Below are 25,443 nucleotides of genomic sequence, written 5' to 3'. Positions count from 1 at the left end.
CGGCCCCCGGACCCCGAGGCTATCGGGCTCGCGAACCCTTTATTCCAGGCTCGCTCTGGCGGCCACGCGGCAGGCCAGTTGCAGCAGGAGGCGGTGGTCGGCGTTGTCGCCGTCCATGTCGAGCAGGTCGAGCAGCCTCTTGACCCGGTTGGCGACGGTGTTGCGGTGCACGCCGAGCGCCGCCGCCGCGTCGCGGGGTGAGCCCGGGTGGTCGAGGAAGGCCTGGAGCGTGCGGATGGCCTCGTCCTTGCGCCGCGGGCCGAGCTCGTCGAGCGGGGCCAGCAGGCGGTCGACGACGACGCGCGAGCTGTTCATGGCGTACCACTGCAGCAGCACGCGCCGGAACCCGAGGTCGCGGAAGGCGAGCGGACGGTCCTGGTGGCGGGCGGTACGCGCGGCCGCCCCGCCGGCGCGGGCCTCGGTCGCGGAGGTCTGCAGGCCTTCGAGCCCCTGGTAGGAGCCGCCGACGCCGCAGTACAGGCGCAGGCCGGCGAACTGCTCCTTGAGCCTGGCGAGGACGGCGCTCGCGGTGCGGGCGAGCGCCTTCGGCTGGGTGGCGGCGGGTTCGGACCGGTCGGTCCGCACCAGCGTGAGCGCGCTGCCGGCGTCGGCGCGCTGCCAGTCCGCGCCGTCGTTCAAGGCGGCCTGCAGCGCCAGGCGGCGGGCCTCGACCGTGAGTTCGTGGCGCGCCGCCTCGCCGCCGGTGAGGCTGTCGAGGTTGTCCAGCTCGATGTGGATCACGGTGTGCCAGCCGTCGACGACGAAGCCCGCCCGCCGCGTTCTGGCCAGCAGCGGCCCGGCGTCCTCGGGCGCGCTCAGCAGCAGCTCCGCCAGCAGTGCCGCCCGCGACGCGGCCGGTCCTTCCGAGGTACGGCGGGCCTGCTCGATCGTGTGCCCGGCCAGCGAGGCGGCCCGGTGCAGCACGAGCTGGACGACCGCGTCGGAGGCGTCCCCGGCCGGCGCGCACCGCAGCCGCGCCCGCACCGCCCCGGCGACCGTCACCGGCGCCCCCTCGCCGTCGGGGCGCTGCTCGACGGTGACGGGCAGGCCGAGTTCGCGCCCGGCCAGCGCGGCCAGTTCGCCGATCGGGTCCGGCCCGGGTTCGGCGCGGTCCAGGGCGGTCAGCGCGGCGGCCGCCCGGGAGATCGTGCGCATCGGCCCGAGGGTGAGCTCCTGCTCGATCGCGATCACGAGCCGCGCCAGGTCCGTGCCCCGCTCCACCGACAGCAGCGTGAGCTCGCGCCGCTCGGCCAGCCTGCTGACCGTCAGCGGCAGCGGCCGGTCGGGGGGCAGCCCGACCAGGGCGAGCGCGGCCACGTTCGCGCCGGCGGCGAAGCGCACCGCGACGTCCAGCAGGTCGGGGTTGATCTCGTCGGAGACCCTGCCGGTGCAGACCCCGGCCTGGCCGTGGCGGGCGGGCGGGATGGCGCGCATGTCCTCGATGAGCGTGACCTGCGCGATGTCGCGGGAGTGCCCGGCGTCGCAGAGCACCGTGACGGCCCGGCCGATGTCGGGCCTGAGCAGGAGTTCGCGGACCACCGTCATCAGCCGCACGGTAGTCCCCGATGTGCGATGTGCACAAGATGCGTATTTGAGATGTGCTATCGCACATATCCCTTTTGTCCGGCCCGGCTTAGGGTCAGGCACAACCTTCCCGAACCCCCCAGGGAGCGCACATGATCGATGCCAAGCCACTCGACGTCGCCGACGGCATGCGGCGCCGCCGTATGCACCGGATCTTCGAGGACCGCCCGGTGCCCGCCGAGGTCCTGGGCCGGATGGCCTGGGCGGCGGCCCGCGCCCAGCAGGCCCGCTCGGGCGTACGCCACGTGGTCGTCGCCGACGATCCGGCGCTGCTGGCCACCGCGCGGCAGGTGCTGCCGGGGTTCCTGAACAACGCCCCGGCCATGCTCGCTCTGTGCACCGACCTCGACCAGGCCGGCACGACCGGCGGCCCGCGCATGGTCGAGCACGTCAGCCGCCTGGACTCCGGCGCGGCCTGCGCGCACCTCGCGCTCATGGCGCAGACGCTGGACCTGGGCATCTGCACCGTCACCAGCTGGGCGGACGAGGCGGTCCGCGCCCTGTTCGGACTGCCCGCGCACATCCGCCCCGATGTGACGGTCGCCGTCGGCTACGTCACAAAGGAGACGGCCTCGCCCGCGGTGCGCGGATTCAGCTCGGGGCTGCATCACAACGCCTTCGGCGCCGCGTTCGAGGACGGCACGCGATGACCGCGGCCGGCGAGGAGCTGGACCGCGCCCTCTACGAGACCGTCACGGTGCTGGTCTGCAGCGCGCCGCTCGCCCTGGACGAGACCAGGCTGCTGTCGGCGTTCCGCATGCTCGACGCGGCCGACCGGCTCATGGGGATCATGGCCGATCACGACGACGACTTCCTGCGGCGGGCGCGGGCCGACTTCGCCGCCCACCGCATGCTGGCCATGACGGACCAGGCCGCCTTCACCGGCTGGATGTCGCGGTACGTGGCCGAGTTCGCCGAGCAGGCGCTGCGCCGTACCCGCGCGCAGGGGGTGTGAGCGGGATGGGCGTCGAGGAACGCATCAGGGAACTCGGCCTCGTCCTGCCCGCGCCGCTCATCCCGCCGGACGGGCTGCGGCTGCCCTTCCCGTCGGTGCGGGTGCGGGGGAACCGGGCCTATCTGTCCGGCCACGGGCCGCTGCTGCCCGACTGGTCGGTGGACGGCCCGGCCGGGCGGGTCGGCGCCGAGGTGAGCGTCGAGGAGGGCTACGCGGCGGCCAGGGCGACCGGGCTGCACATGGTCACCAGCCTGCGCGCGGCCCTCGGCGACCTGGACAGGGTGACGGCCTGGCTGCGGGTGTTCGGCATGGTCAACGCGGCACCGGGCTTCACCCGCATGCCCGCGGTGATCAACGGCTTCTCCGACCTGGTTCACCAGCTGTGGCCGGAGGAGAGCGCGTCGCACGCGCGCTCGGCCGTGGGAGTCGCTTCGCTCCCGTTCGGCATTCCCGTGGAGATCGAAGCCGAAGTGGAGATCGACGGATGAACCATCAGGAGGTGGGTTCGTGAACAGCATCACGCTCGACGACGTCGAGGACCTCGCGCTTGGCGCGGTCGTCCTGGGCACCGGCGGAGGCGGTGACCCCTACATCGCGAAGATCATGCTGCGCGAGGCCATCGCCAAGCACGGCCCCATCGAGATCGTCAACGCCGCCGACCTCGACCCGGACGGCCTGCTCCTGCCGATCTGCATGGTCGGGGCGCCCACGGTGGTCGTGGAGAAGTTCCCGAACGGCAACGAGGCCGGCCGGGTCCTCAGAGCCCTGGAAAGCCACCTCGGCCGCACGGGCGTGGCGGTGTTACCGCTGGAGAACGGCGGCCTGAACTCGTTGTTCCCGCTCGTGGTCGCCGCCGAGCTGGGGCTGCCCTGCGTGGACGCCGACGCGATCAGGCGCGCGTTCCCGCAGATCGAGATGAGCCTGTTCACCCTCGCCGGGCTCTCCTCCACGCCGATGACCATGGCCGACTCCATGGGCAACTACGTGTTCTTCGACTCCGTCGACAACGCCACCGGCGAGAAGCTGGCCCGCTCGTGCGTGGCGCAGATGGGGATGCTCGCGGTGGTCAGCGCCTATGCCGTCACCGCCGGCGAGTGCGCGCGGTTCGGTGCGAACGGCTCGCTGACCTACTGCCTGGAGATCGGGCGCAGGATCCGGGCGATCCAGGAGGGCAGGGCGGGGGCGTACGCGGAGTTTCTGCGGTTCTGCGAGGCCGAGATCCTGTTCACCGGCAAGGTGGCCGACATCGAACGCCGCACCACCGGCGGCTGGGCCCGCGGCACGATCACGCTGACCCACCTCGACGACCCCGGCCGCGCCATGCGCGTGGAGGTGCAGAACGAGAATCTGATCGCCTTCGAGGACGGCGAGCCGAAGGCCATGGTTCCCGACCTCATCACGCTGCTCGACACCGAGACCGGCACCGCCATGACCACCGAGGCGGTCGCCTACGGCCAGCGGCTGCACGTGATCGCGATGCCGGCGCTGCCGCAGTGGCACACGCCGGAGGGGCTTGCGCTGGCCGGGCCGCGCGCGTTCGGCTACGACCTCGACTTCGTGCCCATCGGAGGGACCCGATGACGACCATCCGCATCGGCATCGACGTCGGCGGCACCAACACCGACGTCGTCGCCATCGACCCCGCCGGGCAGGTCGTGACGTGGCACAAGACCCCGACGACCGCGACGCTCTTCGACGGCATCGGGACGGGCCTTTCCGCCGTGCTCGCCCGGGTACGGCCCGCCGACGTCAGCCACGTGATGCTCGGCACCACCCACCCGGTCAACGCGCTCATCGCCAGAAACAACCTGGCCAGGGTCGGCGTGCTGCGCATCGGCGCCCCGGCCACGATGTCGATCTCGCCGCTGGCGGACTGGCCGCGGGACCTGGCCGAGCTGGTGTGCGCGTACAGCGCGGTCGTGCGCGGGGGCCACGAGTTCGACGGCAGCCCGATGGGCCCCCTCGACGAGGACGCCGTGCGCGCCTTCGCCAAGGCCTGCGGCACCACCGTAGACGCCATCGCGCTGACCGGCGTGCACTCCCCGGCCAACCCCGAGCACGAGATCCGCGCCGGGCAGATCCTCGCAGAAGAACTCGGCCAGAACTTCCCCGTCACCCTGGGACACCAGATCGGCGGCCTCGGCCTGCTCGAACGCGAGAACTCCGCGACGCTCAACGCGGCGCTGCGCTTCGTCGGCGCGGAGGTGGTGACCGGCCTCGAACAGGCGCTGTCCGCGCACCGCCTGCGGGCGGAGATCTACATGACGCAGAACGACGGCACGCTGCTGAGCGCGGCGGAGGCGGCACGCCGGCCGGTCATGACGATCGGGTCCGGCCCGACGAACTCCATGCGCGGCGCCGCCCACCTGTCCGGGCTGGCCGACGCGATCATCATGGACGTCGGCGGCACCTCCACCGACGTCGGCATGCTCGTCAACGGCTTCCCGCGCGAGTCGGCCCTCCCGGTCGAGATCGGCGGCGTACGGACGAACTACCGCATGCCCGACCTCATCTCCGTCGGCCTCGGCGGCGGAACGGTGGTCTACGCGGACGAGGACCTGCGGATCGGGCCGGACAGCGTCGCGCACCGGCTGACCGAACGCGCCCGCGTCTTCGGCGGCGACACGCTCACCCTCACCGACGTGTCGGTCCTGGCCGGACGCCTGACGGCGGGCGAGCCGGGCCGCGCCGCCGACGTGTCCCGCCCGCTCGTCGACCAGGCCCTGTCCTGGGTGGACGAGCGGATCGGCAGGCTGGCCGACCGCATCAAGGTGGCCCGCTCCGACCTGCCGCTGGTCGCCGTCGGCGGCGGCGCGCACCTGATCCCGGACGAGATCCCGGGCGTCAGCGTCGTGCACCGCCACGAGTACGCGGCGGTCGCCAACGCCATCGGCGCCGCCATCGCCGAGGCGTCCGGGACGCTGGACCGGACCTACCAGTTCTCCGACGGCGGCCGCGAGGCCTGCCTCGAAGCCGCGAGGCGCGCCGCCGTCGACGCCGCGGTACGCGCCGGAGCCGACCCCGCCGGCACGCGCATCACCGCCATCACCGAGATCCCCATCTCCTACCTGCCCGGCGACAGCGTCCGCGTCCAGGTGAAGGCGACCGGCCCGCTGACCTGACCGTGGTCATGAGCCGGCGAAACGGGCGGCCGCGGCTCCGGACAGCCGCCCGGCGGGCAGTTTCCTGCCGGTGACGGCCAGCAGGATGTCCTGGGCCTGGCCGCTGACCAGGTCGCCCGTGCCGGCGCTCCAGTCGAGGTCGTCGGCGGCGAAGCGGACCCCGTCGAGGTCGGCGCCGAAGAACGCGACGCTCTTGGCCGTCAGGTCGGCGGGCATCGCCGGCAGGAGGCGATCCGGCGGGACCTTCCTGTCCAGCCCGAGCGGGAGCGTGATGTCGAGCCCGTGGATCACGTCATGGCGCAGCGCCTCCGCGGGCCCGCCGCCCGGCGGGGTCCAGGGGTGCCCGGCGTTGTCGCTCAGGGCCGCCACGAGTCGCCCGGTGTCCATGGCCGCGGCGTCGCGCCTGGCCAGACGGTCGCAGGCCCGGTGGAAGTCGCCGCGGGCACGCAGGATGGACAGGACGACTCGTGGCGTGGAATACCTGAAGGCCATCGACAGGTGGGCGGCGACCTCGCGTACCCGCCAGCCCGCGCACAGCGAGGGCGTCTGCCACTGCTCGGGGGTCAGCCCGGCGAGGAGGGCGGCCAGGTCGCGGCGCTCGGCGGCGATGGCCGCCTGGATGTCGGTCATGGTTCTGCCTTTCTCCGATGCGTGCTCACGCCTCATGACGCGTGAGCACCCGGAGAATCGACAGCCCCTCAGCGGTCAGATGGGATCGCACACCGGGACGGTCTCGTAGTCTTCCCCCGCCACCGGGCGGATGTCCTGCCAGTGCACCCAGCGCACGTGGCCGCTGTGCCGTACGCCCTCGTGGGTGTCGAGCGTCTGCGGCCGCCACAGCAGATAGCCCCAGCGCTCGCCGTCGCGGTCGTCGCCCCAGGCGAGCAGGTAGCGCGCCTCGCCGCTGTCGGCCACCGGAAACATCGCCTCCGCGTACTCCACGATCGGCGGACGCCACAGATCGGGCAAACCCTTCGGTTTCAGCTCCATGCGATCATTATATAGGAACAGGTGTTCGACATGGGGCGGATTGGACCGAGTTCTCGGACTCTCGCCGGGCGCCGGTCGATGTCGCCGGCCAGGCATTCGGCTGCCTAGGCCGGTCGGTAGCCCACCTGGCGGAGCAGTGCGAGGAAGTAGGCCTTGACGGCCTCGGGGGGCTGGGTGTCGGGGTAGGCGCCGAGGTGGTGGAGTATCGCTCCGTTGAGCATCTCCAGGACGACCGGGACGTCCCGCTCGGGCGGCAGCCGCCCGAGTTCGCGGGTGCGCAGCAGTGCCGCGTGCTCGGCCGCCGCGCGCCGCCCGCCGTGTGAGTTCCGGTACGCCAGCAGCAGCTCGGGGTAGTCGTCCACCGCGCCATAGAGCCGGCGCAGCATGCGGCGGTTGCGGGGCTCGCTCAGGTAGCGCGCCCAGTCGTCGAGCATGTGCTCGGTGTCCGGCCACTCCAGCGCCTCGGGATCGTGGTCCTGGTGCGCGGACTCGATGGCCTGGATCAGCAGCGTCGTCTTGTCGGGGAATCTGCGGTAGACGGTGGCCCGCGTCACCCCGGCGCGCTGGGCGACCCGCTCGATGCTGGTGTCGGCGGCGCCGCGCTCGATCAGCAGGTCGAGGGCGGCCGCGAGCACGTCCGCGTCCACCTTCTGGCTGCGGGGCCGCCCGGGGGAGCGCGAGGTGTGCGCGGTGTCGGTCATGTCCAGGTACCTCCTCGGGCGGGAGCATAGTGCCTAGTTACAATACAGAGCTGTACTGTATCGTAACAGGCTATCCCGAGAGAGACAGGAAACGGTCATGAGTGCTTACGTGCTCGGCTTCCACGACATCGACAAGACCCGGATCGGCCTGGCCGGAGGCAAGGGCGCCAACCTCGGCGAGCTGTCGTCCGTCCCCGGGGTCCGCGTGCCGGACGGCTTCTGCGTCACCACCGACGCCTACCTGGACGTCGTGGAGCGCGAGCCGTCGATCGGCGCGCTGATCGACGCGCTGTCCGGGCTGCGCGCCGACGACCGCGAGGGCCTCGCCGCCGCGTGCGCCCGCCTGCGCGCCGCCATCGAGCACCTGCCCGTCCCCGAGCGGATCCGGTACGACATCGTCGCCCGCCTCGGCCGGATGGGTGGCGAGAACGTGCCCTGCGCGGTGCGTTCCAGCGCCACGGCCGAGGACCTGCCGTCCAGTTCCTTCGCCGGCCAGCAGGACACCTACCTGAACGTGCGCGGCGCCGACGCGGTGATCGACGCCGTCCGGCGGTGCTGGGCGTCGCTGTTCACCGACCGCGCGAGCGCGTACCGCGTCAGGAACGGCTTCGACCACCGGGCGGTCCGCCTGGCGGTGGTCGTCCAGGAGATGGTCTTCCCCGAGGCGGCGGGCATCATGTTCACCGCCGACCCGGTCTCCGCCAACCGCGCGGTCGTCTCGATCGACGCCGGGTTCGGGCTGGGGGAGGCGTTCGTCTCCGGGCTGGTCAACGCCGACAACTACCGGGTCAGATCCGGCCGGATCATCGACACGAAGATCGCCGTGCAGACGAAGGAACTGCGCGCCCGGCCCGACGGCGGCACGGAGGAACGCCCGGTCGAACCCGCCAGGCAGCACGCGCAGACGCTCGACGACGCGCGGATCCTGCGGCTCGAAGCCCTGGGGCGGACGATCGAGGCGCACTTCGGCGCGCCCCAGGACATCGAGTGGGCGCTGCGCGACGGTGAGTTCCACATCCTGCAGAGCCGGCCGATCACCACGCTCTACCCCGTGCCGCCCGCCGCCGACGGCAAGAACCACGTCTACATCTCCTACGGGCACCGGCAGATGATGACCGACGCCTTCGCGCCGCTGGGGCTGTCGTTCTTCGCGCTGCTGCACGACAAGCTGGGCCGTACGGCGGGTGTCGTGGCCGGCAACCGCTTCTACAAGGACGTCTCAGCCGAGCTCACCTCGTTCTGGGCCAGGCCCGCGACGCTCAAGAGCCTGGACCAGGTCGACGTGCTGATGGCCGACGCCCTGCGCGCCGTGCTGAAGCGCAAGGACTTCGCCGCCTCACTGGCGCGCGGCAGGACCTCCATGCTGGACTTCGGCGCGGGCGGCCCGCTGCCGATCGTCAGGCAGTACCTCAAGCTGGCCCGCGAGGACGATCCCGGCGTCGTGCCCGCGCTCATCGCGCACACCGAGGAGACGGTGGAGCGGCTGCGGCGCGAGATCGACGGGGCGTCGGGCGAGGACCTGTTCGCCCGCATCGAAGCCGACCACGAGGTGCTGGCCGAGCTGACCTTCGACCCGCGCAGCGTGGCGGCGGCCTTCCTCGGCATCCAGTCGGTGAACTGGGTCAACAAGCACATGAAGGCCTGGCTGGGCGTGTCCAACGCCGCCGACGCCGTCGCCCAGTCCGCCGACCACAACGTGGTGGCCGCCATGGGACTGGACCTGCTGGACGTCGCCGACGTGGTGCGCGGGCACCCGGACATCGTGCGCTACCTGGAGACGGCCGGGCGCGAGACGTTCTTCGACGGGCTGGCCGCCTTCGCGGGCGGCTCCGCCGTACAGGCCGCGATCAAGGACTATCTGCGCAGGTACGGCATGCACTGCGCGGGCGACATCGACCTCACCAGGACCCGCTGGAGCGAGGACCCGACGCTGCTCGTCCCGCTCCTGCTCAGCGGCGTCAGGAACTTCCCGCCCGGCGAGCGCCGCCGCAAGGCGGAGCGGGGCCGCGCCGAGGCGGAACGCGCCATGACCGACCTGCTCGACCGCCTGCGGAAGCTGCCCGGCGGCGCGCGCAAGGCGAGGAAGGCGGCCAGGAAGATGAGCCTGATCCGGCACTTCATCGGCTACCGCGAATACTCCAAGCACTCGCTGCTGCTGCGCTACGAGATCTACAAGCGGGCGCTCATGGACGAGGCGGCCAAGCTGGTCGCGCGTGGGGTCATCAGGGCGCCCGAGGACGTGTACTACCTGTCCATCGAGGAGTTCAGGGACGCCGTCCGCACCGGCGGCCTCGACCCGGCCCTCATCGAGCGGCGGCGGGAAGAGCACGAGACGTTCGGGAAGCTCACGCCGCCGAGGGTGATCACCTCCGAGGGCGAGGTGATCAGCGGCGAGTACGACGCGGGCGGCCTGCCGGACGGGGCGCTGGCGGGCATCGCCGTGTCGTCGGGCGTCGTCGAGGGCCGGGCGCGGGTCATCCTGAACATCGCCGAGGCCGACGTGCGCGAGGGGGACATCCTCGTCACGGTGTTCACCGACCCGAGCTGGTCCCCGCTGTTCGTCTCGGTCAAGGGCGTCGTCATGGAGGTCGGCGGGGTGATGACGCACGGCGCGGTGGTGGCCCGCGAGTACGGGCTGCCCGCGGTCGCCGGTGTCGAGGGGGCCACCAGCCGGATCAAGGACGGGCAGCTCATCCGGGTGAACGGCGCCGAGGGCTACGTCGAGATCCTCCCTGACCCATCGGCAGATGTCGCGGACGGCGTCGCCGACCCGCGCAGGATCGGCCGGGCCGCCGGCTACTGACCGATCAGGGCCTGGGCGGTGGCGGCGGCCTGGGCGGCGACCGCCGGGATGCTCGACGTCACGAACGTCCCGCCCGCCGCCAGATCGCCGACGACGTGCAGCGGAGTGCCGGCCGGCGTTTCCAGCCCGCCCCCGGGGCCCGTGGCCGCCAGGTCCTCGGCCAGCAGCGAGGCGACCAGGGACGCGGCCGCCTCGGGCACCGCGTGCGGCGGCGGGTTGACCGCGTTGACCACGATGTCGGCATGCCGGTCGGCGCCGGTGGTCGTGATGTGGAAGCCCGGGTGCGACGGCACGATCGCGCGGGGGCCGCGGGCGAGCGTGAGCTGCCCGGCCGCCAGCAAGCGGTCGAGCCGGACGGCGTTCACCGGCACCATCGGCGAGCTGACGCTGACGGCCGTGCGGTGGTGCGCACCGGTCAGCCGGTCGCGGTCCTCCAGAACGCTCCAGGCCAGCGGGCCGAGCGTGTGCGCCGCCTGCTGCACGATCCGGCGGCCCAGCTCCGGGGCGTCGATCGCGGCGAGCTGGCGGCGCAGCCGTACGACCGGATCGTCGAGCGGGGTGGCCAGCAGGTCGGCGGCGAAGGCGTCGAAGTCCTCGCCCAGCTCGTCCAGCTCCGCGCGGACCAGCCGGGCCACGTCGCCGGTCGTGCGGACCTCGCGCAGACGGTCCGCCGTCAGGTGCCGCGGCTCGTGGCGGACCGGCCGCTGCCACACGTGGGGCAGGACGCCGCTGCGCGACATCAGGGTGATGGGGCCCGCGTGGCCCGCCGACGCGAGCGCGACCACCACGTCGACCGCGGTCAGCCCGCTGCCGATCACCGCGACCGCGCCGTCGCGTGGCACCTCCCGCACGGTGCGGGCGAGCGGGTAGGGATCGGGGACGTAGCCGGGCGTGCCCGCCAGGCCGAAGAGATCGTGCGGAGTCCCGCTGCCGACGCACAGCACCATCCGGTCCACCGCCCGCTCGTGGCCGCCGGACGTGCGCACCACCAGCTCCGCGCCGCGCCGCGAGACGCCGGTCACCCGGTCGCGGCGGACGTCCACCGGCAGCCGCGCCGCCGCCGCGGTGGCGACCTCGTGGAGGTACTCGCCGTACAGGGCGCGCGGTACCAGCGGCGCGCCGAGCCGCTCGTCCAGGTGCGCCGCCGCCCGCTCGCCGAGCCAGCGCGCGTAGTGCCCCTGGTCGCCGTGGCGGATCGACATGATCACGGGCGGCGCGTTCACCCGCACGGCGTCGAGGTCGGGCCCGTACGCCCGCCCGCTCCACAGCCGCGCCGACGGCTCGAACACGGTGACGGAGGCGGGCCGCGCGTCGAGCCGGGCGAGGGAGTCGAGCAGGGCGACCGCGGCGGCCCCGCCTCCGACGATGGCGATTCTCATGGGGGAGATGCTGGCCGCCGCCCCGCCCCCGGGCCCATCCCTCATCTGGGGGATGCGCACCTCCGCCCGTGAACGGGCAGGGTGGGGGCGTGGGTTCTCCTTCCGCGGTACGGCGGCGCCGTACCGACATGCTGGCTCGCGCGGAACGGGCGGAACACGCCGACGAGCTGTTCGCCGTCACCTCGGCGCGGCTACGGCGGGTCGTGGCCTTCGACGCCGCGGTGTGGTCGGCGACCGACCCCGAGACCGGGCTGGTCACCGCCCCGATGCGGGTGGAGAACCTCGGCGGCGGCGAGCACTGCGCGGCCTACTGGGAGAGCGAGATCCTGGAGGAGAGCCCCTTCGCCTTCCGCGACCTGGCCCGCGCCGAGGTGGCCGTGGCCAGCCGGCGGCACGGGAGCAGCCGCCCCTGGCAGGCGCAGAACGAGGAACTGCGCGCGGTCCTGCGCGCCGGCCGGCGGACGTGGGGCGTGGTGAGCCTGTTCCGCGACAGGGGGCGGGCGCCGTTCGGGCCGGAGGAGCTGGAGTTCGTGGCGGGCCTGTCGGCGCCGCTGGCCGCGCGGCTGCGCTCCTTCGCCCGGCCCGCGGACGTACGGCCGGCGCCGGACGCGCCCGGACCTGGGCTGGTGCTGTTCGACGCGTCGGGCCGGGCCACGTCGGTCAACGAGGAGGCCCGCCACTACCTGGCCAGGCTCCCCGCCGGCCCGTCGGCGAGCAGCGAGCTGGGCGTGCGCCTGCCCATCTGGATCGTCACCGCCGCCCTGCAGGCCCGCGCCTGCGTGCCCGGTCAGTCCGCCCGCGTGCGCATCCGCACCGCCGACGGGCACTGGCTGGTGTGCCACGCCTCCGCCATGAGCGGCCCCGGCGGTGCGGCGGGCCCGATCGTCCTGGTCATCGAGCCCGCCGCCGCCTCCGACATGGCGGTCATCGTGGCCGAGGCGTACGAGCTGTCGCCCCGCGAGCTGGAGATCACCCAGCTCATCGCGCTCGGCCTGACCACCGGGGAGATCGCCGGCCGTCTGTTCATCTCCCCGCACACGGTCCGCGACCACGTCAAGGCGGTCTTCGGCAAGGTCCGGGTGTCCAGCAGGGGCGAGCTGGTGGCGCGCCTGTTCGCCGAGAACTTCTGGCCGCGCCGGGTCAGGACTTCTCCGGACGTACCCAGATATCGCGATCGTGCATGAGCTCGATCTGCCGGAGGATGACCTCGGAGCGGAACTCCGCGTGGGTGTACGGCTTGCGCGTCAGGTACATGTTCTTGGGATAGATGGGCTGGTCGTAGATGACCCGGTACTGCTCGGTCTTCAGGTCCTTGATCCAGTTGTCCCACTGGGCGGTGGACCGGAAGTGGCGCAGGGCGCCGATGTCGATCGTGCCCGCGACCCAGGACGAGCCGCCGCTGTAGTCGTGCCGGCCGGCCACCTGCCCCTTGTAGTCGACGATCATCGACTGGCCGCCGAAGGTGTCGATCGGGTGCTCGGAGTCGGCGTCGAGGTAGTAGGTGCCGAGGTTGCAGGCGATGAGGTAGGCGTTGTTGTCGAGGGCTCTGGCGCGGTTCTGGACCTCGTAGATGCCGTTGCCGGCGTGCGGGTGGGGATAGGGGCCGCGGTAGATGATCTCGGCGCCGTTCATGGCCAGGCCGCGGGCGTTCTCCGGGTAGGAGCCCTCGTTGGCCATGAGGATGCCGATGCGGCCGATCTCGGTGTCGGCGACCGGGTAGAAGCTGTCGAGCGTCTCGCCGTAGAGCTCCACCCAGCGGTCCCACACGTCGTGGGGCGTCACCGAGTGCTCCACGGGCAGCAGCGGCACCGTCTTGTAGTGCCTGAGCACGATGTCGCCCCGCGGGTCGATGACGAAGCCGAGGTTGAAGAACAGGCCGGGGAACTCCGGGTGGCGGGCCTTGGCCTGGGCGATGAGGTAGGCGTCCCACTGGACGGCCAGCTCCGCCAGCCGGGCGGTCTCCGGGCCGGGCACGTCGATGGCGCAGTTGGCGGCGAAGTCCTCGTGGTCGAGGTCGAGGACCTCGTCGTTGAAGCCCTGGAGCGCGCCTTCCGGGATCGCGATCAGCCGTACCGGGAGGTCCAGGCTGGACAGCCAGGAGGCGGCCTTGATCAGGTGGCCGATGTGGTCGATGTTGTGGTTGATGTCCTCGCGGTCGCGGATGCCGCGCATGGTGGGCACGAGTCCCACCGCCTGGTAGGGAGCGATCATGAGGCACCTCCGGCCAGCATCGGTGTGACGTCGAACTTCTGCTTCAGGTAACCGAACTCGAGCATCAGGTCCGCCACCCGCTGAAGTCGCGCGGCGTCGACGGAGGTGGAGTAGCCGCCGAGCTTCATCTCGCCCGCCGTGGCACGGTCGATCTTCGTGTACTTCTCCAGGGCGGGGGCGATCTCGGCGGGGCTGGCGACGGCCAGGTCGGCGGCCTTGCGTACGGCCCGCTGGAAGCCGGCCACGGCCTTCGGGTTGGCCCGCGCGAAAACCTCCGTGGTGAGGTAGCCGGAGATCGGGAAGTCGGCGGTGGGCCCGGTGAAGATGTCGCTCAGCACGACCGCCCCCTTCCTGGCCGCCGCCTGGTGGAACGGCTCGGGCAGGAAGGCCACGTCCACCTGGTCGCCCTCCAGCGCCGCGACCATCTCGGGGAAGGGCCGCTCGACGAACCTGACGTCGGCCGGGGTCAGCCCGGCGGGCTTCAGCAGGGCGCTCACGGACAGCGTGGCCACGTTGTTCAGGGTGTTGACGCCGATCGTCGCCCCCTTGAGCCCGGCGACCGTGGTGATCGGCGAGCCCTTCTTCGTCATGAGGACGAAGTTGCCGGGCTTGGCCACGTAGGCATCACCAATGATCTTGGTCTTCACCACACCGCCGGCGGAGGCGGCCAGGGCGGAGACGTAGTTGCTGTGCAGGACGTCGAGCTTGCCGGAGACCAGGTCGGGCAGCGCCGCCGCGCCGCCCGCGATCACCTCGACCTCGACCGTGAGTCCCTCGGCGGCGAAGTAGCCCTTGTCGATGGCGAGTTGCACGGGCGCCACCTCGGGAAGGGCCAGCATGCCGATCGTGATATCGGTCTTTTCCCGGCCATTTTCCTGCCCGGCCGAATTGCCGCCGCACGCGGCGATCACCAACGTGGCGGCACAAAAGAGAGAAAAGCGGCGAAACTCTAACATAAGAGCTCCAAGGGCCGATATAACCGTGATCTTGAGACTACCCGTGAATGACTCCCCTGTCATGACCGGTTATCTTGCGCGATGTCATGCCAGGTGAGGATGCGGCGTTCCAGATAAAGAAAGCCCTGGTTGAGCAAATAGCCCAGCACGCCCAGCAGGACGATGGCGCCCCAGACGCCCGGCAGGTCGAAGGCCCGCTGGGCGGCGCGGAGCTGGAAGCCGATGCCCTCGGTGCTGAAGAACTCCGCGATGACCATGAGGATCAGGGCCAGGGAGAGGCTGAGCCGCAGCCCGGCGAAGATCTTCGGCGCTGCTGCCGGAAGGATCACCCTGCACAGGCGCTGCCCGCGCGAGAGGCCGAAGACCCGCGCCGTGTCCAGATGCAGCCGATCCACGTGGCGCGCTCCGTCGGCCGCGTTGAACAGCACCGGCCACACGATCCCGAACGTGATCACCGCGATCTGCATGCGGGGCCCCGTCGAGAACAACGCCAGCATCATCGGCAGCAGCGCGGGCGGCGGCAGCGCCCGCCCGAACTGGATGGCCGGATCGAGCAGCCGGTAGAGCAGTGGCGACCGGCCCAGGGCCACGCCCAGCGCGACACCGGCCACGCCCGACACGGCCCAGCCCGCGAGCAGCCGGCCGAGGCTGGGCGGGAAGGTGGCCAGAGCGGTGTCGTTCAGCCAGAGCCGGGCGGGGGAGCCGGTGAACCACAACTCGCGCATGTGCGTCACGATCACCGACGGCGGCGGGAAGAAGGGGTGGGCCATGGCCCGCGTGGCCAGCTCCCAGATCAGCAGAACGGCGGGCACCACCACGACCCGCGCGATCACCGGGCCGCCCGCCAGTGGAAGAGGCGGCGTTCCGCCCAGGCGAACGCGCCGTTCGTGACGACGCCCAGCACTCCGGCCCACACGGTGGCGGCCACCGTCAGCGTGAGCCCGTCGGGGCTGCTTCCGGCCAGGATGATGAACGCGCCGATCCCGCTCGACCCGCCGGCCAGCAGTTCGGTGCTGATGGCCAGGATGAGCGCGATCGTCGCGGCCACCCGGATCCCGGTCGCGATGAACGGCGCCGTGCTCGGCAGCGAGACCCGCAGCAACACCGCGATCCGGCCGAACCCGAAGGCCCGCAGCGTCTCCTTGGCCAGGGGATCGACCTCCTTGAGGCCGTACATCGTGTTGATCAGCATGGGCCAGACGGAGGCGTACACGATCATCGCGATCTTCATGTCGAGCCGCTCGCTGAAGACGAACGCGGCCAGCGGGATGAGCGCCACCGACGGGATGGGCCGCAGGAACTCGATCACCGGCCGCAGCGCCGCCTCTATCGGCGGCACGCTGCCGAGCAGGAGCCCCGCCGGTACGGCCACCGCGACGGTGAGCAGCAGCCCCAGCGCCCAGCCCGCGAAAGTGGCGCCGACATCCAGCAGGAACGCGGGATCCATGGCGAGTTGCGCGGCGGTGACCAGCACGGTGGAGGCCAGCGGGAATTGCGCGGTGGAGACGATTCCCAGCCTGCCCGCCGCCTCCGCCAGAACGAACAGACCGGCCATGCCGATGAGCCCGCAGACTAAGGCGTTTTCCAAGAGAGTGTCGCGCTCAGCGGAAATACCGGCCTCCCGGGGTCTTTATCCTGATGCTTTCGCATATCGGCGAGCGAGGTGGGCGAAGGCGTCTTTGAGCGCGGGTGGCCCGACGACCTCGATGTCGGCGTCGAAGCGGCCGATGGTGGCTGCCAGGCCGGGCCAGGACCACGAGCCGAGGATGAGCCGGCAGCGGTCCGGGCCGAGTTCCTCCACGACGCCGTCGCGGGCGTAGGGGGAGACGTCGGCGGCGGGCAGGCCGAGGATCACCTCGCCGCGGCACGGCCACTCGCCCGATGCGCCGGCGCCCTTGAACCTCTCCGCCACGAACGCCGCCACGTCCCCCAGGTCGCGCGGGGTGAAGCGGGGACCCGACGGGGGCCGCGGGGTGACGCGGTCGGCGCGGAAGGTGCGCCAGTCGCCGCGGTCGAGATCCCAGGCGACCAGGTACCAGCGCCCGCCCCAGGTCAGCAGGTGGTGGGGCTCCACCCGGCGCGGCGTGTCGGCGCCCGCGTAACCGAAGCGCAGCACCTCGCGGGCGTGCACGGCGGCGCCGAGCACGGTGAGCACACCGCTGTCGGCCGGGGGATGCCGGCGGGCCGGCTCGACCGCGGTGATCTGGAGGGTGTCGATGCGGCGGCGCAGCCGGGCGGGCATGACCTGCCGGACGGTGTTCAGCGCCCGCGCCGCGGCCTCCTCGATGCCGGCGCCGCTGGTGGCCGCGCTCTGCAGGGCGATGGCCAGCGCCACGGCCTGCTCGTCGTCGAACAGCAGCGGCGGCAGGTCGGTGCCGGCGTCGAGCCGGTAGCCGCCGTCCGGGCCCTTCACCGCCACGATGGGGTAGCCGAGCTCGCGCAGCCGGTCCACGTCCCTGCGCACGGTGCGCGGGCTGATCTCCAGCCGCTCGGCCAGCAGGGCGCCGGGCCAGTCGCGGCGTACCTGGAGCAGGGACAGCAGCGACAGCAGCCGTGCCGACGTCTTGAGCATGACCTCTATGTTGCCCCGAGAAGAGGACACAAACTGACCGCTTCTCCTGCGATCTTTGGAGGATGACCGTTTTCGGCACCCGGGCGCTCAACCGCGCCACCCTCGCCCGTCAGATGCTGCTCGACCGCGCCGACCTGCCGGCCCTGGACGCCGTCGCGCACCTGTGCGGGCTGCAGGCGCAGGAGCCACAGGAACCGTTCGTGGGGCTCTGGTCGCGGTTGCGGGCGTTCGATCCGGCCGAGCTGTCCGATCTGCTGGTACGGCGGAGCGTGGTCCGTACCCACCTGATGCGCAGAACCGTTCACCTGCTCACCGCCGACGACGTCCTGGCCTGGCGCCCCCGCCACGACGCCATGCTGCGGCAGCGCGTCCTCGGAACCTACCGCCGCGAGCTCGCCGGAGTGGACCTGGGCGAACTCGCCGCGGCCGGCCTGGACGTCATGGCCGACGGCGAGCCGCGTTCGATGGCGGAGATCGCCCGCGCGGTGGCCGATCGGTGGCCGGAGCCGGGGACGCGGGCCCTGGGCGAGATGCTGGTGGCCGCGCTCATCCCGATGGTGCAGATGCCGCCGCGCGGGGTGTGGCGGACCAAGGGCGGGGTGCGCAACGCGCTGCTCTCGTCCTGGCTGGGCCGCGACGTCGTGCCCGCGCCCGCGAACGGCTCCGACCCGGCCGGCGCGGCGCTGGTCCGGCGGTATCTGGCCGCCTACGGCCCCGCCGCCACGGCCGACGTGCGCGCCTGGAGCGGCCTGGCCGGACTGCCCGCGGCGGTGGCGTCGATCCGCGCGGAACTGCTCACCTTCCGCGACGAGCGCGGCCGGGAACTCCTGGACCTCCCCGGCGCCCCGCGCCCCGACCCGGACACGCCCGCCCCGGTACGGTTCCTGCCCGCCTTCGACAACGCGCTCCTCGGCTACGACGACCGCACCCGGATCGTCGACGACGCCCACCGCGGCCTGTCGGTCGCGGGCACCCGCGTCGTCCTGGCCGACGGCCGGGTGGCCGCGACCTGGACCGTCGAGTCCGGCGCCGTGACCGTCACCCCGTTGCGCGCCTTCTCCCGCGCCGAGCGCGCGCAGGTGACCGAGCAGGGACAGGCCCTGGCGTCGTTCCTGTCCGACGGCGAAACCGATCAGGTGCGGATCTCTCCCTGAGCCGGCGGGGTGCGGCCGGGACGGTAGGAGGCGGCCGGTGAGGGCAGATGTCGTCCCTCACGTCCAGGAGCCGCCATGACCGACGACCGCCCCGCGCCCGATCCGTCCCGGAACCCGGCCCCCGCCACCCGGAGCGACCCCGGCCCCCACGGTCCCGCCGAGCCGGCCGGGGTGATGCCGTTCGGCAAGCCGGGACGGCCGTTCGGCAGCAGCCCGTTCACCTTCGGCTTCACCGCCGCGCTCGGCGTGCTGACCGCCTGGCTGCTGGTCCAGGCCCTGACCGCGGCCGCCTCGATGATCATCCTGATCGTCGTCTCGCTGTTCCTGGCCGTCGGCCTGGACCCCGCCGTACGGTGGCTGCAACAGCGCCGCCTGCCGCGCTGGGCCGCGATCTCGGTGGTGTTCGCCGGCGTGATCGCCTTCTTCGCCGGGTTCGGCCTCGCGGTCGTCCCGGCGCTGTCGCAGCAGGCCGGCCAGTTCATCGACCAGGTCCCCGCCTACGTCGAGCAACTGCAGAACAACCCCCAGATCCGCGACCTCGACCAGCGCTACGGCCTGCTGGAACGCCTGCAGACCTACCTGACCAGCGGCGATCTCGGCAGGCAGGTGTTCGGCGGGCTGCTGGGCGTGGCCGGGGTCCTGGTCAGCGCGGTGTTCTCGGCGCTGACGGTGCTCATCCTCACCCTGTACTTCCTGGCCTCGTTGCGCTCGGTCACCCGCACCGGCTACCGGCTCGTCCCCAGGAGCCGCCGCGCCCGCGTGCGACTGCTCGGCGACGAGATACTCAACCGGGTCGGCGGCTACGTGGCCGGTAACCTGATCATCTCGTTCATCGCCGGTGTGAGCAGTTTCTTCTTCCTGTCGATCGCGGGCGTGCCGTACGCGCTGCCGCTCTCGCTCATCGTCGCCATCACCGACCTCATCCCGCTGATCGGGGCCGGCATCGGCGCGTCGGTGGCCACGCTGGTGGCGTTGTTCGTCTCGGTGCCGGTGGCGATCGCCACGCTGGTGTTCTTCATCGTCTACCAGCAGATCGAGAACTACCTGATCGCGCCGAGGGTGATGAAGTCCTCCGTCGACGTGCCGGCCGCCACGACGATCGTCGCCGCGCTCATCGGCGGCGCCCTGCTCGGCGTCGTGGGCGCGCTGCTGGCCATCCCGGTCGCCGCCGCCGTCCAGCTGATCGTCGGCGAGGTGGTCCTCCCGCGACAGGAACACCACTGAGCGGCTCACCGGCTCCTGACCCGCACCGGCACATCGGGTACGCGCCGGAGCGGCGGGATGCCGGAGAAGGCGCTCTGCGTGTTGCCGGCGGCGCGCCCGGGTTCGGGACGGCCGGTCTCGGGACGGCCAGGTCCGGGACGGCCGGGTCCGGGACGGCCGGTGCGGTGGCCGTCCCGAAACCGGGCGTCTCAGCGGCCCAGGCGCGAATACGCGGGCGGCATGTGCTTGAGCCGGATCCGGTTGGAACGCCGGACCGGTTCGAGCACGATCATCGCCGCGTCCGGCGGCACGTGCCGCAGGTCGTGCGTGATCAGGATGGTCGTGCGGCCTTCCATCAGCCGCCGCATCGGCTCCTGCACGCGCGCCGCCGTCGCGGCGTCCAGGCCGGTCATCGGCTCGTCCAGGACGAGGACCGGCGCGTTGCGCAGCAGGGCGCGCGCGATCGCGATGCGCTGGAGCTGCCCGCCCGACAGCAGCCGCCCGCGCTGCCCGAGCGGAGTGTCGTACTTGTCCGGCAGCCGGTTGATGAAGTCGTGCGCGTCGGCCAGCTTGGCGGCGGCCACGATCTCCTCGAAACTCGCCCCAGGCTTGCCGTAGGCGATGTTGTCGCGGGCCGTACCGGAGAAGAGCAGGTTCTCCTGCTGCAGGATCGTGATGTGGTCGCGCAGCGAGGTGCTGGAGATGTCGCGGATGTCCGTGCCGTCCAGCAGGATCCGGCCGCTGGTGGGCTCGTAGAAGCGCAGCAGCAGTTTGGCCAGCGTCGACTTGCCCGCGCCGCTGGGGCCGGTGCAGACGATGGTCTGGCCGGGTTCGACGGTGAAGGACAGATCGGCCAGCGTCGGCCTGGTCCGGTTCGGGTAGGTGAAGCCCACCTGCTCGAACGTGATCCGGCCGGGCACGGGCCCGATCAGCGGCCTGGCCGCCGGGTTGTCGGCGACGCCGGGACGGGCCTTGAGCACCTCCATCACACGGTCGGAGCCGGCCGCGGCCTCGGAGACGGTGAGCGCCAGTTCGCCCAGGTTCTGGACGGCGGGGTAGAGGAAGGCGAGGTACGCCGCGAACGCCAGCAGTCCACCGATCGTCAGGCGGCCGGCCGAGATCTCCCACGCGCCGAACCCCAGGATGACGATCATGCAGATGGTCTCGAGCACCTGTACGGCGGGGCCGTACAGGCCGGACAGCCAGGCCTGTGACATGTTGGCCCGCAGCCAGGTCTCGCCCTGGCGGTGCAGGTGGCCCGCCTCGGCCTCCTGGCGGTTGTGGGCCTGCACCAGGGTCTGGTTGGACAGGCTCTCCTCGATGACGCTGTTCATCATGCCGTTGCTCTGCCGCTCGCGGGCGGCCGCGCCCCTGAACTTGGCCGCGAACAGCTTGGAGATGATGACGAACCCGGGAATGAGCGCGAAGGTGATCAGCGCGAGGTCCCAGCGGACGACGAACGCCGCGGTCGCGAACACGATCACGCTGATGACCGTCGTGAACGCCTTGACCAGGCCGGACCCGACCAGCGTCTCGATGGCCTCGATGTCGTCGGTGAGCCGGGCCATCAGGTCGCCCAGGCGCCGGTTGTTGAAGAAGTCGGGGGTGAGCGTCTGCACGTGCGCGAACACCCGGTCGCGCAGGTTCAGCAGGAAGCGCTCGGCGGCCAGCGCCGTGATGTAGGCGCCGCCGAAGGCGGCCAGGCCGGCGACCACCGCCAGGCCGAGCCAGGTGAGCGCCGGGGTCCAGAACGCCCCCAGATCCTGCCGGGCGAGCACCTCGTCGGTGATGACGGCGAACAGTCCGATGGCCGCCACCTCGCACAGCGCCGCCACGATGGCGAGCACGCCGCCGATGACGAACAGCCTGCGGACGCCGCGGGTGTCAGGCCAGAACTCGGCGAAGGTCTTGCGGATCATGACGGCGGGCGCGAGCTCCGGCCCGTGCGTGCCCGATCGCGCCCCCGGCCGGGCGGAAAGGGAGAGCCGACGGGAAACCCGCCGGCTCTTCCCAGTGGTGGTTACCACCACCACCTCCGCCGCCCGCAACCGCAGCGGCGGCGACGACGGCAGCGTCTGCGGCCGCCCCACCATCCGCCGCCGCCCCATCCCCAGTCATCCCAGTGACGCGTAGGGAAACCGACAGGAGTCATGATCCCCCTCCTTTGTGCGTGCACTCGCATGCGAGTGCTGCCAGTGCTGACAAATAGGACGCTAACACCCGAATCCCGCCATATCGGCCTTTAGAGGAGTATTTGGGCAGGGTTTGACGCGGCGCCCGAGAGGCCGCGCTCGATAATCGGCCGCGCGGTCCCGGAAAAACGTCAATCATGCCTGTTCAGCGCGGTGTCGGAGGTCCGTGCCCGCCAGGCGGGAAGCGGCCGGGGCCGGCGCTTCAAGCCGTTTCGCGGCACCCACGTTAAAGCGCAAATAAATAGAGGGGCCGATCTCTAACGAAAACGGCAATCTTTCCTATGTGAGCTTTCGCCGGAGTGCGGCTCACCTGCTAGTTTTTCGGTGTCGAGCGTTTCGTTTAGTCGGCAGGTCTGCTGGGCAGTGACGCGGTCCGCCGGGGCCGGCATGTGCCCGCCGGGACCTCGTGATCTTTCCTCCCTTTACTGTTGCCGGGTGCGCGCCGCCCTCAAGCCCGCGCTGGCCTCCGTCTGGCCCCAGCGGTCGCCGCTCTGCCTGCTCAGCGTCAGGGCCCTGGTGAAGTGCCTGCGGGCCATCCCGGCATCGCCGACCTCCAGCCACGTGGCTCCCAGGGCGGTGCGTACCGTGCTCTCGCTCAGCCGGTCGCCCACCAGCCTGCTCAGCTCCAGCGCCCGTACGAGGTGGCGGCAGGCAAGACCCGCCTCGCCCGCCTCCAGGTGCGCCAGCGCCACCCCGGTGCGGGCCTGGATCTCCCCCCACGGATCGGCCGCGCTCCTGCTCAGGGACAAGGCCTCCAGCAGGTACGGCATCGCCCGCTCCGCCCGCCCCATCCTGCGCAGGCTGTCGCCGAGACCGCTGAGCCCGCGGTTGCCCCCGACCGGGTCGTCCACCTCCCGGTAGAGCATGACGGCCAGCAGGAAGTGGTCGGCGGCCACGGCGTACTCGCCCGCGCGGTGGTGGATGTAGCCGAGATGGGTCAGCGTCTTGGCCTGCCCGACCGGGTCGCCGTTCCAGCAGTCCAGCACCAGGGCCTGGTGGTGCAGCGCGATGGCGCCCTCCCGGTCGTCCGACAACCAGTACGCGACGCCGAGGTTCTTGAGCGTCTCGGCCTCGCCCTCGCGGTCGCCCAGCCGCTGCACGGCGCTCAGGGCCAGCCGGTGGGTGTGGATCCAGTCACGCGGGTCGCCGCGCAGCAGGAAGAAGTGCCACAGCGAGCGGGCCAGCTGCCAGGTGTGGACGAGCAGGCCCCCGGCGGCGGCGCTCTCGATGGCGGCGATCAGGTTGGGCAGCTCGCGTTCGAGCCAGCAGATCGCCTCCCGGCGGTCGGCCAGGCGCAGGGCGGGGGCGGTGACCGGGCCGGAGATCGGGTTGGGCCGCCTGCTGGGCTCGATCAGCTCGGCGGCGTGGTCGGCGACGCGCAGGTAGTGCTCGACGATCCGGGCCAGCGCGGCCTGCCGCTGTTCCTGCCGCTCCCGCTCGGCCAGCACCGCCCGCGCGTAGTCGCGTACCAGGTCGTGGAAGCGGTAGCGGTCGGCCGACGGGCGCTGCAGCAGGTGCGCCTGGATGAGCTGCTCCAGCAGCGGCTCCGCGGCCTCGATCGGCTGGCCGGTCAGCGCGGCGGCGCCCGCGAGGTCCACGTCCACGCCGGGGATCAGGCCGAGCAGGCGGAACATCCGGCGGGCCGGTCCGCCGAGCTTGCCGTAGGAGGTGGCGAAGGCGGCGATGACGCTGCGGCTGCCTGCCTGCAGCTCGGCCAGGCGCCGGTGCTCCTGGCGCAGCTTCTCGTTGAGGTGGCCGGGGGTCCACGACAGGCGGTGGCGTAACCGGGCGGTGACGATCCTGATGGCGAGGGGGAGGTAGCCGCACAGCCGTACCGTATCCTCGGCGTCACCGAGGTCGGCGGGCGGGCCGGCGTCGGCGATCTTCATGAACATGGCCAGGGCGTCCTCGGCGCTGAGCTCGCCCAGCGTGATCGTGCCCGTGCCGTCCAGGTCCACCAGCCGGGCCCGGCTGGTGATCATCATCAGGGACGGCGTGGCCCCGGGTAACAGCGGCATCACCTGCTCGGCGTCGACGGCGTTGTCCAGGACGATCAGCATGCGCCGCCTGGCCAGCGCCGAACGCCACAGGGAGGCCCGCCGCCCGGCTTCGGCGGGAATGCCCTCCTCCGGCACCCCGGCGGCGCTCAGCAGCGCCTTCAGCGCGTCGGAGGCCGGCATCGGCGCGACGCCGGCGGTGTGCCCGTGCAGGTCGAGGAAGATCCGGCCGTCCGGATACCCCTCCTTGAGCTGGTGCGCCGCGTGCAGGACGAGCGTCGTCTTGCCCACGCCCGCCATCCCGTCGACCGTCCAGACACCGCTGGGCGTGCCACCGGCCTTGAGCAGCGCGCCCAGCTCCTCCGCCCGCCCGGTGAAGTCGGCGATGTCGCGCGGCAGATCGTCGTGCGGCAACTCATCGGGCGAGGCCGCGGCGCCGGGCCTGGCCTGCGGTACGTCCCGCGCCAGCCGCCACACCCCGCGCAGGATCTCCGCCTCCCGCCGGTCGGCCCCCAGAGCGGCGGCCAGCCGCTCGACCAGCGCGGCGTCCTGCGGCAGCTGCTTGCCGGTGCAGAACCGGTGGACCGTCGAATGGCTCAGCTCCAGCCGCCGGCCCAGCGCCTGATAACTGCGGCCGGAGCGCTTTTTCCACGACTGCAGCATGAGCGCGAATTGTTGCCGTGCCTCAGAATCCGGCATCCGTCCCCCCGGTCATGACGGCCTCCGTCATTTCCCACCATGCCATCCTGCGGATGACCGCGCGGCGGGACGAACCATGGCAAATGCCCAGCTCATCCCGCCCGGATTTCTCATCGCATCTCATTTCCCTGGTGAGACGGGCAAGACCGACGCAATGTCGGACCCGTGAGCGTCATAACGAGTTCGTGGGAATCGCTCGGCGCGCCGGCGGTGCTGGCGGTGCGGATCGTCCTGGCCCTGCTGTTCGGCGTCGCGGGGGCGGGAAAGGTGATCCGTCCGGGCTCGGCCGCCCGCGCGGCGGTGCAGTTCCGGGTGATGCGCAAGGAGAGCACCGTCTTCGCCGTCGGGCTCGGCGCGGTGGAGGTGCTCACGGCGGTGGCGCTACTGGGGCCGCCACCGCTGACCGTCGCGGGATGCGCGATGGCGGGAGCGCTGTCACTGTCCTTCATCGCGATCTCGGTGCCGGCACTGGCGCGCGGGGACCGCTTCGCCTGCGGATGCCTGTTCGGGCAGGCGCACCTGTCCTGGGTGACGCCGGTGCGCGCGGCGGCGATGGCGGCGGGCGCGCTGGTCGCGCTGGTGGTGTATCTGACCGGGGCGCCCGCCGTGCACGCGGGGGCGGTGGCGGACGCGCTCGGCCTGACGATCCTGGTGATCGGCCTGCCCGCGGCCTTCGGGACCTACCTCACCGTCCAGTCCGCGCACAGGGAGAGGAGGCGGGCATGACCACCATCCTCGTCTACGGGGCGCTGGTGTGGCTGCTGGTGCTGACGTTGCTGCTGGCCCGCATGCTCCGGTTGATGACCGGGATCGAGGCGCTCTCGCCCCACGGTCCCGCCCAGGTCCGGGATCCGGAGCCGGAACCCGCCCGGATCGAAAGCCGAGCAGGAAAGGAGGTGAGCTGAATGCGTGTCTACGAACGTCC

At 72.0% G+C, this 25,443-nt stretch carries 23 protein-coding genes; 11 read left to right on the top strand and 12 right to left on the bottom strand.

Annotated features, from left to right (window positions below):
- Nucleotides 1-39 precede the first annotated feature (39 nt).
- Nucleotides 40-1,545, bottom strand: a complete 1,506-nt coding sequence (locus ACFWY5_RS15560; RefSeq protein WP_379632465.1) for a PucR family transcriptional regulator — start codon at nucleotides 1,543-1,545, stop codon at nucleotides 40-42.
- A gap of 131 nt (nucleotides 1,546-1,676) precedes the next feature.
- On the opposite strand from ACFWY5_RS15560, the gene ACFWY5_RS15555 reads away from it, so the two are divergent.
- From ACFWY5_RS15555 to ACFWY5_RS15535, 5 genes are read left to right on the top strand one after another with little or no spacing between them, the layout of a single operon-like run.
- Complete coding sequence (locus tag ACFWY5_RS15555; protein WP_379632463.1) at nucleotides 1,677-2,234, top strand: nitroreductase family protein; 558 nt, start codon at nucleotides 1,677-1,679, stop codon at nucleotides 2,232-2,234.
- Nucleotides 2,231-2,539: a DUF6092 family protein gene (locus ACFWY5_RS15550; RefSeq protein WP_379619821.1), complete on the top strand. Its 309-nt coding sequence runs from the start codon at nucleotides 2,231-2,233 to the stop codon at nucleotides 2,537-2,539. Before ACFWY5_RS15555 ends, ACFWY5_RS15550 begins: the two co-directional genes overlap by 4 nt.
- Nucleotides 2,540-2,544: 5 nt before the next feature.
- Entirely contained in the window at nucleotides 2,545-3,027 is a 483-nt protein-coding gene (locus ACFWY5_RS15545; protein ID WP_379632461.1) for a RidA family protein, read from the top strand.
- Nucleotides 3,028-3,046: 19 nt separating this feature from the next.
- On the top strand, nucleotides 3,047-4,120 hold the full coding sequence (locus ACFWY5_RS15540; protein ID WP_379619817.1) for a DUF917 domain-containing protein: 1,074 nt from the start codon (nucleotides 3,047-3,049) through the stop codon (nucleotides 4,118-4,120).
- Complete coding sequence (locus ACFWY5_RS15535; protein ID WP_379632459.1) at nucleotides 4,117-5,661, top strand: hydantoinase/oxoprolinase N-terminal domain-containing protein; 1,545 nt, start codon at nucleotides 4,117-4,119, stop codon at nucleotides 5,659-5,661. The genes ACFWY5_RS15540 and ACFWY5_RS15535 overlap by 4 nt, the downstream gene beginning before the upstream one ends.
- A gap of 6 nt (nucleotides 5,662-5,667) precedes the next feature.
- On the opposite strand, the gene ACFWY5_RS15530 is transcribed toward ACFWY5_RS15535, so the two are convergent.
- From ACFWY5_RS15530 to ACFWY5_RS15520, 3 genes are all read right to left on the bottom strand, one after another.
- Complete coding sequence (locus ACFWY5_RS15530; RefSeq protein WP_379632457.1) at nucleotides 5,668-6,291, bottom strand: maleylpyruvate isomerase family mycothiol-dependent enzyme; 624 nt, start codon at nucleotides 6,289-6,291, stop codon at nucleotides 5,668-5,670.
- A 75-nt stretch (nucleotides 6,292-6,366) separates the two neighbouring features.
- On the bottom strand, nucleotides 6,367-6,651 hold the full coding sequence (locus ACFWY5_RS15525; protein WP_379619812.1) for a hypothetical protein: 285 nt from the start codon (nucleotides 6,649-6,651) through the stop codon (nucleotides 6,367-6,369).
- Nucleotides 6,652-6,755: 104 nt separating this feature from the next.
- On the bottom strand, nucleotides 6,756-7,352 hold the full coding sequence (locus ACFWY5_RS15520) for a TetR/AcrR family transcriptional regulator (RefSeq protein WP_379632455.1): 597 nt from the start codon (nucleotides 7,350-7,352) through the stop codon (nucleotides 6,756-6,758).
- A gap of 97 nt (nucleotides 7,353-7,449) precedes the next feature.
- On the opposite strand from ACFWY5_RS15520, the gene rph reads away from it, so the two are divergent.
- Nucleotides 7,450-10,155 carry a rifamycin-inactivating phosphotransferase gene (rph, locus tag ACFWY5_RS15515; protein ID WP_379619808.1) on the top strand — a complete coding sequence of 902 codons (2,706 nt, stop codon included), beginning with the start codon at nucleotides 7,450-7,452 and terminating at the stop codon, nucleotides 10,153-10,155.
- On the opposite strand, the gene ACFWY5_RS15510 is transcribed toward rph, so the two are convergent.
- Entirely contained in the window at nucleotides 10,149-11,534 is a 1,386-nt protein-coding gene (locus ACFWY5_RS15510) for an FAD/NAD(P)-binding protein (protein WP_379632452.1), read from the bottom strand. The two genes, rph and ACFWY5_RS15510, sit on opposite strands and share 7 nt — an antisense overlap.
- 89 nt (nucleotides 11,535-11,623) lie before the next feature.
- Between ACFWY5_RS15510 and ACFWY5_RS15505 the strand changes: the two genes are divergently transcribed.
- On the top strand, nucleotides 11,624-12,718 hold the full coding sequence (locus ACFWY5_RS15505; protein WP_379632450.1) for a response regulator transcription factor: 1,095 nt from the start codon (nucleotides 11,624-11,626) through the stop codon (nucleotides 12,716-12,718).
- Here the strand turns inward: ACFWY5_RS15505 and ACFWY5_RS15500 are convergent.
- From ACFWY5_RS15500 to ACFWY5_RS15480, 5 genes are read right to left on the bottom strand one after another with little or no spacing between them, the layout of a single operon-like run.
- Nucleotides 12,675-13,745, bottom strand: coding sequence for a nitrilase-related carbon-nitrogen hydrolase (locus ACFWY5_RS15500; RefSeq protein ID WP_379632448.1), 1,071 nt, complete (start codon nucleotides 13,743-13,745; stop codon nucleotides 12,675-12,677). The genes ACFWY5_RS15505 and ACFWY5_RS15500 overlap by 44 nt on opposite strands.
- Complete coding sequence (locus ACFWY5_RS15495; RefSeq protein ID WP_379632446.1) at nucleotides 13,742-14,701, bottom strand: ABC transporter substrate-binding protein; 960 nt, start codon at nucleotides 14,699-14,701, stop codon at nucleotides 13,742-13,744. The genes ACFWY5_RS15500 and ACFWY5_RS15495 overlap by 4 nt, the downstream gene beginning before the upstream one ends.
- A 59-nt stretch (nucleotides 14,702-14,760) precedes the next feature.
- Entirely contained in the window at nucleotides 14,761-15,534 is a 774-nt protein-coding gene (locus ACFWY5_RS15490; protein WP_379632444.1) for an ABC transporter permease, read from the bottom strand.
- Entirely contained in the window at nucleotides 15,531-16,289 is a 759-nt protein-coding gene (locus tag ACFWY5_RS15485; RefSeq protein WP_379632442.1) for an ABC transporter permease, read from the bottom strand. Before ACFWY5_RS15485 ends, ACFWY5_RS15490 begins: the two co-directional genes overlap by 4 nt.
- Nucleotides 16,290-16,331: 42 nt before the next feature.
- Nucleotides 16,332-17,273, bottom strand: coding sequence for a helix-turn-helix transcriptional regulator (locus tag ACFWY5_RS15480; protein WP_379632440.1), 942 nt, complete (start codon nucleotides 17,271-17,273; stop codon nucleotides 16,332-16,334).
- Nucleotides 17,274-17,335: 62 nt separating this feature from the next.
- Here ACFWY5_RS15480 and ACFWY5_RS15475 point away from each other — a divergent pair, with 62 nt between their 5' ends.
- Both ACFWY5_RS15475 and ACFWY5_RS15470 read left to right on the top strand, forming a co-directional pair.
- On the top strand, nucleotides 17,336-18,427 hold the full coding sequence (locus ACFWY5_RS15475; RefSeq protein WP_379632438.1) for a winged helix DNA-binding domain-containing protein: 1,092 nt from the start codon (nucleotides 17,336-17,338) through the stop codon (nucleotides 18,425-18,427).
- A gap of 75 nt (nucleotides 18,428-18,502) precedes the next feature.
- A complete protein-coding gene (locus ACFWY5_RS15470; protein WP_379632435.1) occupies nucleotides 18,503-19,651 on the top strand; it encodes an AI-2E family transporter in 1,149 nt (382 codons plus the stop codon).
- Between the two features lie 188 nt (nucleotides 19,652-19,839).
- On the opposite strand, the gene ACFWY5_RS15465 is transcribed toward ACFWY5_RS15470, so the two are convergent.
- Together ACFWY5_RS15465 and ACFWY5_RS15460 are read right to left on the bottom strand one after the other, a co-directional pair.
- Nucleotides 19,840-21,738, bottom strand: coding sequence for an ABC transporter ATP-binding protein (locus ACFWY5_RS15465; protein ID WP_379632433.1), 1,899 nt, complete (start codon nucleotides 21,736-21,738; stop codon nucleotides 19,840-19,842).
- A 506-nt stretch (nucleotides 21,739-22,244) separates the two neighbouring features.
- On the bottom strand, nucleotides 22,245-24,482 hold the full coding sequence (locus ACFWY5_RS15460) for a helix-turn-helix domain-containing protein (protein WP_379632431.1): 2,238 nt from the start codon (nucleotides 24,480-24,482) through the stop codon (nucleotides 22,245-22,247).
- A gap of 201 nt (nucleotides 24,483-24,683) precedes the next feature.
- Between ACFWY5_RS15460 and ACFWY5_RS15455 the strand changes: the two genes are divergently transcribed.
- Nucleotides 24,684-25,244: a MauE/DoxX family redox-associated membrane protein gene (locus ACFWY5_RS15455; RefSeq protein WP_379632429.1), complete on the top strand. Its 561-nt coding sequence runs from the start codon at nucleotides 24,684-24,686 to the stop codon at nucleotides 25,242-25,244.
- The gene (locus tag ACFWY5_RS15450; protein WP_379627318.1) at nucleotides 25,241-25,423 is read left to right on the top strand and encodes a hypothetical protein; all 183 of its coding nucleotides are present in this window, start codon (nucleotides 25,241-25,243) and stop codon (nucleotides 25,421-25,423) included. The genes ACFWY5_RS15455 and ACFWY5_RS15450 overlap by 4 nt, the downstream gene beginning before the upstream one ends.
- The last annotated feature ends 20 nt before the right edge of the window (nucleotides 25,424-25,443 follow it).

This window comes from Nonomuraea sp. NPDC059007 (genome assembly GCF_042740555.1).
In the GTDB taxonomy this organism is placed as follows: domain Bacteria; phylum Actinomycetota; class Actinomycetes; order Streptosporangiales; family Streptosporangiaceae; genus Nonomuraea.
This window is presented reverse-complemented; position numbering and strand designations above follow the sequence as displayed.